The following is an 11501-nucleotide window of genomic DNA, read 5'->3' as shown; positions in this document are numbered from 1 at the left end:
CGGACCGCTCGGCAAGGGCGAGCTGGACGGCGCGCTGCGCGGCGCGATCCTGGAGCGGCTGCCGCGCGTCGCGTTCCTGGAGCCGGCCGCCCCTCGCGACCCCGCCGCCGAGCCCGACCGGTGGGACAGCTGGGACGCCGGGGCCGATGACGGCCGCAAGGCCACCACCGCCCTGCGGCCCATCGAGGCCGAGGTGCTGGAGGGGGTCGGCGCGGAGACGGTCGCGGTGCTGGCCGAGGTGCTGCCCTGTCTGCTGCCCGCCGGTCTGGAGCGCCGGGTCGAGCTGCGTACGCTCGGCGTCGCCCGGGTGCCGCTGACCGAGGCGATCGACCGGCTCGCCGGGCTGGAGCGCGACCCGGGCTGGTGGCGGCGCCTGTACGACAGCCTGGCCGGTGTCGACCCGGACCGGCTCTCCGGACTGCCGGTGCCGCTCGCCGGGACGGCGTCCCAGGGGGCGGACCCCGATGCCCCGGCCGTCCCCCGCACCACCATCGGCCCCCGGCAGGTCCTGCTCCCGCTCCCGGACGCGCTGACCGGCCCGGTCCTGGACCGGCTCGCCCGGCTCGGGCTGAAGGTCGCCCACCCGGACGCCGCGCACCCGCTCCTGGAGAAGCTGGGCGCCCTGCCCGCCACCCCGCGCGCCGTGCTGAGGACCCCGCAGGTGCGGGCCGCCGTCGCCGGTTCGCTGGACGCGGGCGAGATCTGGGACGAGGACGTGCCGACCGGCGACGAGCTGGTGGAGACCGTCCTCACCCTGGTCCGGGACGCCGACCTGGCACCCGGCGACGAGGCCTGGCTCGGTGCGCTCGCGCTGCCGGACGAGGACGGCGAGCTCGCTCCGGCCGGTGAACTCGTGCTGCCCGGCAGCCCGTTCGCCTCCGTCATGCGTGAGGGTGAACTCGCCCTGTGCGACGAGGAGCTGGCCGCCCGCTGGGGCGAGCAGCCGCTCACCGCCTGCGGGGTGCTGGCCACGTTCGCCCTGGTGCGGGCCACCGATGTGGTCCTGGACCCGGACGAACTGGAGCCCCGGGACGGCGACTTCGCCGAATCGGACGACGCCGGGCTGCTCGACGCCGTCGACGTGTGGTGCGAGGACATCCTCGACCAGCTCCCCGACACCCCGGTGCCGCCGGTCGCCACCGAACTCGTCGCCGTCCGCGACCTCGACCTGGTCGACGACGACGCCTGGCCCCAGGCGCTCGCGCTCCTCGCCCAGCCGCCGCTGCGCGACGCGCTGACCCAGCCGGTACGGGTACTGCTCCCGGACGGCACGACGCGGTCGGTGCGCCCGTACACCGCCTGGTGGCTTCGCGACCACCCGGTGCTGGACGGCCGCCGCCCGGCGGGCCTGCGCGCCGACGGGGGAGACCCCCGGCTGGCGGGCCTCTACGACTCCGCCGACGCGACCGGCTTCGACGACGCCCAGGTGCTGCGCGCCCTCGGGGTCCGGACCTCGGTCGCCGCCCTGCTGGACGAGCCCGGCGGTGCGGCCGAACTCCTGGGCCGGCTCGCGGACGAGGACCGCCCGGTCGGTCCCGTACAACTGCACTCCCTGTACACGGCCCTGGCCGGTCTGGACCCGGAGCAGGTCACGCTGCCGGACGAGCTGCGGGCCGTGGTCGACGGCGAGGTGCGGGTCGTCGACGCGGCGGACGCGGTGATCGCGGACGCCCCCGATCTGCTGCCGCTGACCGGGGGGCTGCCGCTCCTGCCGGTCGCCCCGGCCGACGCGGCGGAGCTGGCCGAGCTGTTCCAGGTGCGGCGGCTCGGCGAGAGCGTCGAGGCGGAGGTGACGAGCGAGGGCGAGGAGCACCGGGTGCCGGAACCGGTGCGCATCCTGCTCGGCGCGGGCACCCCGCAGACGTACGTCGAGCACGGCGAACTGCGCGCGGGCGGCGTCGAACTGGACTGGCGCCGCACGCCGGACGGCATCGTGCACGCCGCGACCCTGGAGGGCGTCGCGGCGGGCCTGGCCTGGGCGGCGGGCCAGTGGCCGCGTCGCTTCGAGGTCGCGGCGCTGCTGGAGGACCCGTCGCGCACCGAGGAACTGGCCCGGGACCGCTGGTTCGACTGAGTGCGGCCCGCCTCCGGCCGGCGCGGGACCTCAGGCGGCGGCCGGTCCCGGGGTCCACCGCCACGACCACCGGCCGGAGCACCGCAAGAAATCCGCGAGAAATCCCCAAGACCCGCACAACCCTTTACGGTTGGCGATGGTCTCGTCTCTGAAGCCACCAGGCTTCGTGCTTCACAGACGATCCTGGGTCCGGGCGAACGTATGCCGCGGACCCCCTTCTCCACCTTGGGGAACAGAACATGCGCCTTCGTGCCACCGTTGCCGCCGTCAGCGGCGCCCTGGCTCTTTCCGCTCTCGCCCTTCCTTCGGCCGCCCAGGCCGACGGCGGGCACGGTTCGACCGGCCCGGCCGCCGCCGCGCGCGCGGCCCAGGCCGTCTCCGCCGCGAAGACCGCCGCGAAGACCGGCGCGCGCTCGGTCGCGCCCGCGGCCGCGGCCGCGAGCACCCCGGGCCAGCTCGACCTCACCTTCTCCAAGCTCACGGTCAACGGCGGCAAGCCGATCGTCGTGGGCACCACGCTGACGAAGCGGGTGACGACCTCCTACACCGTGACGCACGCCGCCGACGTGAACGTCCTCGCCAAGGACTTCTTCCTCGACGTCTCGATCTACCGCGGTTCGTTCGACGACCCGACGAACGAGCTGTTCAGCGACGCCGCCCCCGTCTGCAAGGCCGTCTCCACCACGGTCGCCACCTGCAAGGGGCAGATCGCCGTCTGGCCCGAGTTCGACCTGCTGGGCAATGCCGACGCCACGAAGTGGAAGGCGATGGGCTTCGCCGTCGACTACAACGGCCAGGACCCGGAGAACCCCGACCTCGGTGAGATCGGCTTCGCCCTGCAGGACAAGCTGGGCACCGCCCTTCTCCAGCGCGCGTCGAAGCAGAGCGTCAACGCCTCTCCCGAGCCGGTCAAGAAGGGCAAGACCCTCACGGTCACCGGATGGCTGTCGCGGGCCAACTTCGATGACCTGAAGTACCACGGCTACACCGCCCAGCCGGTGAAGCTCCAGTTCCGCAAGAAGGGCAGCAGCACCTACACGACGGTGAAGACCGTCACGACGAACAACAAGGGCGACCTGAAGACCACGGTCAAGGCCTCGGTCGACGGCTACTGGCGCTACAGCTTCGCCGGTACGTCCACCACCCCCGCGGCCACCGCCACGGGCGACTACGTCGACGTGAAGTAGCCCCACCCGGGCCCCTTCCGGCTCGCTGTCCGGGCCGCCGCCTCCCCGCTACGCCGGGAAGCGGCGGCTCACCAGGCGCCAGGCGTACTCCAGGGCGGCCGAGGCGACCACGGCGATGCCCACCGCCGTCCACGGCATCTGCGCGCCCACCAGCTTCAGCGCGAAGAAGTTCTGGAGCCACGGCACCACGAGCACGATCAGGAACGCCAGGCCCATCGCCGCCACCAGGCAGATCCGCCACCACGTGTAGGGGCGGGCGATGATCGCCAGGACCCACATCGAGACCAGGAACAGTGTGAGGGTGGCCGCGCTGGTCTCGGCGTCCAGCGAGCCGGGGCCGACGTAGTAGTGCCGGGCGAGCAGGTACGTGGCGAAGGTGGCGACGGCCGCGATGGTGCCCGACGGGATCGCGTACCGCATGACGCGGCGCACGAAGTGCGGGTGCGCGCGCTCCTTGTTGGGGGCCAGGGCGAGGAAGAACGCCGGGATGCCGATCGTCAGCGTCGACAGCAGGGTCAGGTGCCGCGGCAGGAACGGGTACTCGACCTGGAAGCAGACCACCAGGATGGCCAGCAGCACCGAGTAGACGGTCTTCGTCAGGAACAGGGTGGCGACCCGGGTGATGTTGCCGATGACCCGACGGCCCTCGGCGACGACGGACGGCAGCGTCGCGAAGCTGTTGTTGAGCAGCACGATCTGGGCGACGGCCCTGGTCGCCTCGGAGCCGGAGCCCATCGAGACGCCGATGTCGGCGTCCTTGAGAGCGAGGACGTCATTGACCCCGTCGCCCGTCATCGCGACGGTGTGGCCGCGGGACTGGAGGGCGGCGACCATCTCCCGCTTCTGTTGCGGGGTGACGCGGCCGAAGACCGCGTTCTCCTCGATGGCCGTGGCCATCTCGTCCGGATCGGTGGGCAGCCGGCGCGCGTCCACGGGGTGCTCGGCGCCCGGCAGGCCGAGCTTCGCGGCGACGGCGCCGACCGAGACGGCGTTGTCGCCGGAGATCACCTTGGTGGCGACCCGCTGGTCGGCGAAGTAGGCGAGCGTCTCCTGGGCGTCGGGCCGCAGCCGCTGCTCCAGGACGATCAGCGCGCTCGGTTCGGCCCCGGCCCCGGTCCCGGGCGCGTCGAGCGGGCCCTGGACGCGGGCCAGCAGCAGTACCCGCAGGCCCTGCTGGTTGAGCTGTTCGATCTCGGTGAGAGCCGGGTCGTCCTCGGGCAGCAGCACATCGGGGGCGCCGAGCAGCCAGCCGGAGGACTGCCCGCCGTCCTCGTCGAAGGCGGCGCCGCTGTACTTGCGGGCCGAGGAGAACGGCAGCGACTGCGTGACGCCCCAGCCGTCGCCGTCCGGGACCGGGTAGGCGTCGATGATCGCCTGGAGGCTGGCGTTGGGCCGCGGGTCGGAGGCGCCGAAGGCGGCCAGCACGCGGCGCAGGTACGGCTCGTCCGTACCGTTCAGCGCGCGGACCTCGGTGACGACCATGCCGCCCTCGGTGAGGGTGCCGGTCTTGTCCAGGCAGACGATGTCGACCCGGGCCAGGCCCTCGATGGCGGGGAGCTCCTGGACCAGGCACTGCTTGCGGCCCAGCCGTACGACCCCGATCGCGAAGGCGACCGAGGTGAGCAGGACCAGGCCCTCCGGGATCATCGGGACGATGCCGCCGACGGTCCGGGCGATGGAGGCCCTGAAGTTGTGGCCGTCCACCACGAGCTGGCTGAGGATGAGGCCGATCGCGGTCGGGATCATCATCCAGGTGACGTACTTGAGGATGGTGGAGATGCCGCTGCGCAGCTCGGACTGGACGAGCGTGAAGCGGGAGGCCTCCTCGGCGAGCTGCGCGGCGTAGGCCTCGCGGCCGACCTTGGTCGCGGCGAACGCCCCGCCGCCCGCGACGACGAAGCTGCCGGACATGACCGGGTCGCCGGGCCGTTTCAGCACCGGGTCGGCCTCGCCGGTGAGCAGTGATTCGTCGATCTCCAGGCTGTCGGACTCGGCGACCGAGCCGTCCACCACGACCTTGTCGCCGGGGCCGAGCTCGACGAGGTCGCCCAGGACGATCTCGGAGGTGGAGATCTCGGCCGCCACCCCGTCCCGCCGCACGGTGGGTTTGGCCTCGCCGATGACCGCGAGGCTGTCCAGGGTCTTCTTGGCCCGCCACTCCTGCACGATGCCGATGCCGGTGTTGGCGATGATCACGAAGCCGAAGAGGCTGTCCTGGATCGGCGCGACGGACAGCATGATCACCCAGAGCACGCCGATGATCAGGTTGAACCGGGTGAAGACGTTGGCGTGGACGATCTCGCGCAGGGACCGGGACGAGCGGACCGGGACGTCGTTCACCTCGCCGCGGGCGATCCGCTCGGCGACCTCGGCGGCGGTCAGCCCGCGGCCGCCGCCCGGAGCCGGCGGCTCGACCGGGTGCACCGGGTCGAGCTCGCTGCCGGCGTCGATCATCACCGGCCGCTCGGTGCCGGAGGGTATGGGGGATCTGTTCGGCTCATCCCCGGAGGGGTCGAGTGCCCGCTGAGTCATGGTTCAGACGGTACGGGTGTAACGTCCGGTTCACCCGCCGGATGGTCCGAAGATCAGACCGGGGGAGGACGGGAATCGTCCCGTGGTGGTACGGCGCACCCGGCCGCCTCTGACTTTCGGCAGTGGCGCGGGGCCGCGGGCTGTGATCCCGGGACCGGTGTCAGGCGGTGGCGCCGGGGGTGTCCCCGGAGCCGGCCTGCGGGGCGGCGGCAGCCGCGGCGGCCCGCTTGAGCGCGGCGTCGCGTCCCCGCACGTACCAGATGCCGATCAGGCCGAGGCCCGCACCGGCCAGGCAGGTCCACACCCACCACAGGTGCCCGTGGTCGTCGAACCAGCCGTAGAAGGGGAGCTGGACGAGGAAGAGGACGAACCAGAGGATCGTGCCGCCGGTGATGGTCGCGACGACGGGCCCCTCCAGGGGCTCGGGTGCCTCGTGCTTCGGTGTCCACTTCGCCATGCAGTCAGTGTAGGCGGCGCGTGGATAAAGGCCGCCCGACCAGTCGGCCCATGGGTCTACGCGCGGAGATAGCGATCTTCGCCTTATGTATTCATACTGAATCTGCTTACGACTGTCTCGAATTATTCGTGTGAAAGTCCAAAGCTGACCAGTTCTAGTCCTCTTTTGGTTCCCTCTACGTATGACTGAGGTCCTCCATGCCCCCCTCGGCCACCGCTCCGGTCGACTCCGATCAGCCCCCGGCTCCCCAGCCCTCCGGCGGTCTGGACAGTTTCTTCAAGATCTCCGAGCGGGGGTCGTCGGTCGCGCGTGAGATCCGCGGCGGATTCGCCACCTTCTTCGCGATGGCGTACATCATCGTGCTGAACCCGATCATCCTGGGCAGCGCGAAGGACATGTACGGGCACCAGCTCGACAGTGGCCAGCTGGTCACCGCGACGGTGCTGGTCGCGGCCTTCTCCACGCTCCTGATGGGCGTCATCGGCAATGTGCCGATCGCGCTGGCCGCGGGCCTCGGCGTCAACACCGTCGTCGCCCTCCAGCTCGCCCCCCGGATGAGCTGGCCCGACGCGATGGGCATGGTCGTCCTCGCGGGCATCGTGGTCATGCTGCTGGTCGCCACCGGGCTGCGGGAACGCGTGATGAACGCCGTACCGACCTCGCTCCGCAAGGGCATCGCGATCGGTATCGGCCTCTTCATCCTGCTGATCGGCCTGGTCGACTCGGGCTTCGTCTCCCGTATCCCGGACGCCGCGCACACCACCGTCCCGCTTCAGCTCGGCAACGACGGCCACCTCAACGGCTGGCCCGTCCTGGTCTTCGTGCTCGGCGCGCTGCTCACCCTCGCGCTGATCGTCCGCAAGGTGCCGGGCGCGATCCTGATCTCCATCGTCACGATGACGGTCGTCGCGCTGATCATCGACGCGGTCGCGGACCTGCCGGGCGAGGCCTGGGGTCTGACCGTCCCGCACTGGCCGGGCAATCCGGTCGCCTCCCCGGACTTCGGGCTGATCGGCAAGGTCAGCCTGTTCGGCGGCTTCGACAAGGTCGGTGTGCTCACCGGCGTCCTGTTCGTCTTCACCGTGCTGCTGTCCTGCTTCTTCGACGCGATGGGCACCATCCTCGGCGTCGGCGACGAGGCCAAGCTGATGGACAAGGACGGCAACTTCCCCGGCATCAACAAGGTGCTGTTCGTCGACGGCATCGCGGTCGCCGCGGGCGGTGCGGGCTCCGCCTCGGCGGGCACCTGCTTCGTGGAGTCCACGGCGGGCGTCGGTGAGGGGGCCCGCACCGGCTTCGCGAGCATCGTGACGGGCCTGCTGTTCACGGCGGCGCTGTTCCTGACACCCCTGGCGACCATGGTCCCCTCGCAGGCGGCCACTCCGGCCCTGCTGGCGGTGGGCTTCCTGATCATCGCGGGCTCGGTGCGGGACATCGACTGGAGCGACTACACGCTCTCGATGCCGGCCTTCCTCGCCATGGTGATGATGCCGTTCACGTACTCGATCACCAACGGCATCGGTATCGGCTTCATCGCGTTCTGCGTGCTGCGGCTGGCCGCCGGGCGCGGTCGCTCGGTGCCGGTGGCCATGTACGTGGTGTCGGCGGTCTTCGTCTTCTACTACGCGATGCCGGCGCTCGGCCTCGCGTGATCCCTCGCGGGCGCACGGCCGACGGGGGTCAGGTGACCTCCTCGGCCGTGACCCCTTCCGCCCCGTAGAACTTCTCCGTCTCGTCGACGGCCGCCTGGAAGCGCTCGTCGAAGTCGTCGCGAATGAGCGTCCGGACCACATAGTCCTGGACGCTCATTCCGCGTCTGGCGGCGTGCTGCTTGAGCCGGTCGAGCAGCTCACCGTCTATCCGCAGGCTGAGCACTGTCGATCCCATGCCATGCAGGGTTACGTCCCCCGGGCCCGACACGCGTGACTTTCCGGAACCGACTCACTCGTTTGGGTGATCGATTGGTGATCCGGCTCTCGCGCGTGTACCACCGGGTGGTCTTTAGGGTAGGTAATGAGTTACGCTAACAAACATGCCTGACCTGATCCACGACGGCGACAGTGCCGCCGCCGTGAGCTCCCTTCGTTCCGCCGTCATGCTGCTCGGCCGGCGCCTCAAGCACCAGCGCGTCGACGAGTCGCTGAGCCCCACCGAGATGTCGGTGCTCGGCACACTCGCGCGTTGCGGTTCGGCCACCCCCGGTGAGCTGGCCCGCAAGGAGCATGTGCAGCCGCCGTCGATGACCCGCATCGTCGCGCTGCTGGAAGCAAAGGGACTCGTCAGACTGGAACCGCACCCCGATGACCGTCGTCAGAAGATGGTCAGCCAGACCGAGCAGGCCGAGGCCATGCTCGCCGAGAGCCGCTCCAAGCGGAACGCCTGGCTGACCACCCTCGCCGAAGGCCTGGACGAGGACGAGTGGGAGACGCTGCGCAACGCGGCGCCCGTGCTGGAGAAGCTCGCCCACCTGTAGCGGAGCGGGCCGCGCCGGACCACAGCCGGCGCACCGCCCCACCGCCGCATCCCCGTCAGCCCGCGCAATGTCCACGCCCGAGGAGGCGAACCCTTTTGAGTACGGGATCCGGAGCAGACTCCGCCCCCGCACCGACTTCCACCCACGAGAGCAAGCCCGGCGGGACCTTCTCGTCGCTGAAGATCCGTAACTACCGCCTGTTCGCCACGGGCGCCGTGATCTCCAACACCGGTACCTGGATGTCCCGCATCACGCAGGACTGGCTCGTCCTGAGCCTCACCGGGTCCGCCGCCGCCGTCGGCATCACCACGGCACTCCAGTTCCTCCCCATGCTGCTCTTCGGTCTGTACGGCGGCGTCATCGCCGACCGCCTGCCCAAGCGCAAGCTCCTGCTCTTCAGCCAGGCCGCGCTGGGCCTGTGCGGTGTCGCACTCGCGGTGCTCACGCTCTCCGGCGTGGTCCAGGTGTGGCACGTCTACCTGATCGCCTTCCTGCTCGGCATGGTCACGGTCGTGGACAACCCGGCCCGCCAGTCGTTCGTCTCCGAGATGGTCGGCCCCGCCCAGCTGCGGAACGCGGTCAGCCTGAACTCGGCGAACTTCCAGTCCGCCCGGCTCATCGGTCCCGCCGTCGCGGGGGTGCTGATCACCACGGTCGGCAGCGGCTGGGCCTTCATGTTCAACGGCCTGTCGTTCCTCGCCCCGCTCGTCGGACTGATGATGATGCGCACGAGCGAGCTCCACAAGGCCGTCGTCGTACCGCGCGCCAAGGGACAGCTGCGCGAGGGCCTGCGCTACGTCTCAGGCCGTCCGGAGCTGATCTGGCCGATCGTCCTCGTCGGCTTCGTCGGCACGTTCGGCTTCAACTTCCCGATCTGGCTGACGGCCTTCGCGGACGAGGTCTTCGACGGCGGTGCCGGGATGTACTCGTTCTTCAACATCCTGATGGCGGCCGGTTCCCTCGCGGGCGCCCTCCTCGCCGCCCGCCGCCGCTCCTCGCGGCTGCGGATGCTGGTGGCCGCGGGCACGGCGTTCGGCCTGCTGGAGATCATCGCCTCCATGGCGCCGTCCGTCTGGATCTTCGCGATCCTGCTCGTCCCGATCGGCATGATCGGTCTGACGACCAACATCAGCGCGAACACCAGCGTCCAGATGGCGGCCGACCCGGCCATGCGCGGCCGGGTGATGAGCCTGTACATGATGGTCTTCGCCGGCGGTACGCCGGTGGGCGCCCCGATCGTCGGCTGGATCAGCGATGTGTACGGCGTCCGGACCGGTATGGCGGTCGGCGGCGCGTTCTCGCTGGTGGCCGCGCTCGGCGTCGGCTTCATGCTGGCCCGCGTCGGCGGCCTGCGCCTCCAGGTCGACCTGCGTCCGGGCCGCCCGCACGTGCGTTTCGTCCCGCGCGAGCAGCTGGCCACGGCGGCCTGAGAGCTCTCGCTGCCCACGACTGCGGCCCCGACCGGGTATCCCGGTACGGGGCCGTATCGCGTGCGGCGGGACTCTCCGGACCCGCCCCGGGGAGCGGCCCCGGTACGAGGTGGTGCGGGCCTGGCCGCCGGGACGGTGAGCGGGGCGGTTACGCTCGTCGGGTGGACCCCAAGACCAGAAACCGCATTATGGCGGCCGTGCTCGTGCTGATGTTCGTCGTCGTCGCAGCGGCGGCCGCCCTCGGCTGATCCGTCTGCCGGGGACGGCCGCACGCGGGCCCGTTCCTACCAGGCGAAGTTCTCCGGCGACGGGCCCGGACCGGGGAAGATCCCGTCCAGGGCCGTCAGCACCTCGTCCGACAGTTCCAGCTCCACCGCGCGCAGCGCGGAGTCGAGCTGCTCGCGCGTCCGCGGACCGGAGATCGGGCCGGTGACGCCGGGCCGGGTCAGCAGCCAGGCCAGACCGGCCTCGCCGGGCTCCAGACCGTGCTTCTCCAGCAGGTCCTCGTACGCCTGGATCTGCGCTCGCACCTTCGGGTCGGCGAGCGCCTCGCCGGAGCGGCCCGAGGTGGACCGGGCGCCGCCGCCCTCGCGCTCCTTGCGGAGCGCGCCGCCGAGCAGCCCGCCGTGCAGCGGCGACCACGGGATGACTCCGAGGCCGTACTCGCGGGCGGCCGGGATGACCTCCATCTCGGCCCCCCGCTCCATCAGGTTGTAGATGCACTGCTCGCTGACCAGTCCGTAGCTGCCGCGCTGCTTGGCGACCTCGTTGGCCTGGGCGATCTTGTATCCGGCGAAGTTGGAGGAGCCCGCGTAGAGGATCTTGCCCTGCTGGATCAGTACGTCGATGGCCTGCCAGATCTCCTCGACCGGGGTGGACCGGTCGACGTGGTGGAACTGGTAGAGGTCGATGTGGTCCGTCTGCAGCCGCTTCAGGCTGGCGTCCACGGCCCGGCGGATGTTGAGCGCGGACAGTTTGTCGTGGTTGGGCCAGGCCTCGCCGTCGGCGGCCATGTTGCCGTAGACCTTGGTGGCGAGGACGACCTTGTCGCGGCGGTCGCCTCCCTGGGCGAACCAGGTGCCGAGGATCTCCTCGGTACGGCCCTTGTTCTCGCCCCAGCCGTAGACGTTCGCGGTGTCGAAGAAGTTGACACCCGCGTCCAGGGCGGCGTCCATGAGGGCGTGGCTGTCGCTCTCGTTGGTCTGGGGGCCGAAGTTCATCGTCCCCAGCACGAGGCGGCTGACTTTGAGTCCGGTGCGTCCGAGCTGCGTGTACTTCATGGGACCAAGCCAACGCCTTGGAGTCCGCTCGAAGCAAGGGCGGATCTCCGCGGCGCGGCGGTCTCACC

8 protein-coding genes and 1 pseudogene are annotated in these 11501 nt (G+C 70.9%); 5 read left to right on the top strand and 4 right to left on the bottom strand.

From position 1 onward, the window contains the following. Positions 1 to 2074 (top strand): annotated as a pseudogene (locus J1C73_RS24250) (sacsin N-terminal ATP-binding-like domain-containing protein); the annotation flags it as partial. Between the two features lie 239 nt (positions 2075 to 2313). Further along, the gene (locus tag J1C73_RS24245) at positions 2314 to 3261 is read left to right on the top strand and encodes a hypothetical protein (protein WP_207318279.1); all 948 of its coding nucleotides are present in this window, start codon (positions 2314 to 2316) and stop codon (positions 3259 to 3261) included. A 48-nt stretch (positions 3262 to 3309) separates the two neighbouring features. On the opposite strand, the gene J1C73_RS24240 is transcribed toward J1C73_RS24245, so the two are convergent. Both J1C73_RS24240 and J1C73_RS24235 read right to left on the bottom strand, forming a co-directional pair. After that, a complete protein-coding gene (locus tag J1C73_RS24240) occupies positions 3310 to 5793 on the bottom strand; it encodes an HAD-IC family P-type ATPase (protein WP_207318278.1) in 2484 nt (827 codons plus the stop codon). Positions 5794 to 5953: 160 nt separating this feature from the next. Continuing rightward, positions 5954 to 6250 carry a DUF2530 domain-containing protein gene (locus tag J1C73_RS24235; RefSeq protein ID WP_207318277.1) on the bottom strand — a complete coding sequence of 99 codons (297 nt, stop codon included), beginning with the start codon at positions 6248 to 6250 and terminating at the stop codon, positions 5954 to 5956. Positions 6251 to 6447: 197 nt separating this feature from the next. Here J1C73_RS24235 and J1C73_RS24230 point away from each other — a divergent pair, with 197 nt between their 5' ends. Beyond that, a complete protein-coding gene (locus J1C73_RS24230; protein WP_123460824.1) occupies positions 6448 to 7902 on the top strand; it encodes an NCS2 family permease in 1455 nt (484 codons plus the stop codon). A gap of 28 nt (positions 7903 to 7930) precedes the next feature. Here J1C73_RS24230 and J1C73_RS24225 read toward each other — a convergent pair whose 3' ends face one another. Then, positions 7931 to 8137, bottom strand: a complete 207-nt coding sequence (locus J1C73_RS24225; RefSeq protein ID WP_185095349.1) for a ribbon-helix-helix protein, CopG family — start codon at positions 8135 to 8137, stop codon at positions 7931 to 7933. A 145-nt stretch (positions 8138 to 8282) separates the two neighbouring features. On the opposite strand from J1C73_RS24225, the gene J1C73_RS24220 reads away from it, so the two are divergent. Both J1C73_RS24220 and J1C73_RS24215 read left to right on the top strand, forming a co-directional pair. After that, the gene (locus J1C73_RS24220; protein WP_123460825.1) at positions 8283 to 8723 is read left to right on the top strand and encodes a MarR family winged helix-turn-helix transcriptional regulator; all 441 of its coding nucleotides are present in this window, start codon (positions 8283 to 8285) and stop codon (positions 8721 to 8723) included. Between the two features lie 95 nt (positions 8724 to 8818). Beyond that, positions 8819 to 10153: an MFS transporter gene (locus tag J1C73_RS24215; RefSeq protein WP_123460826.1), complete on the top strand. Its 1335-nt coding sequence runs from the start codon at positions 8819 to 8821 to the stop codon at positions 10151 to 10153. A gap of 284 nt (positions 10154 to 10437) precedes the next feature. Here the strand turns inward: J1C73_RS24215 and J1C73_RS24210 are convergent, their stop codons facing one another. Beyond that, on the bottom strand, positions 10438 to 11433 hold the full coding sequence (locus J1C73_RS24210) for an aldo/keto reductase (protein ID WP_123460827.1): 996 nt from the start codon (positions 11431 to 11433) through the stop codon (positions 10438 to 10440). Between the last annotated feature and the right edge of the window lie 68 nt (positions 11434 to 11501).

The sequence above is a fragment of the Streptomyces laculatispora genome (genome assembly GCF_017353455.1).
Classification (GTDB): Bacteria; Actinomycetota; Actinomycetes; order Streptomycetales; family Streptomycetaceae; genus Streptomyces; species Streptomyces laculatispora.
The sequence above is the reverse complement of the archived record's forward strand: the minus strand, read 5'-3'. Positions and strand labels throughout refer to the sequence as shown.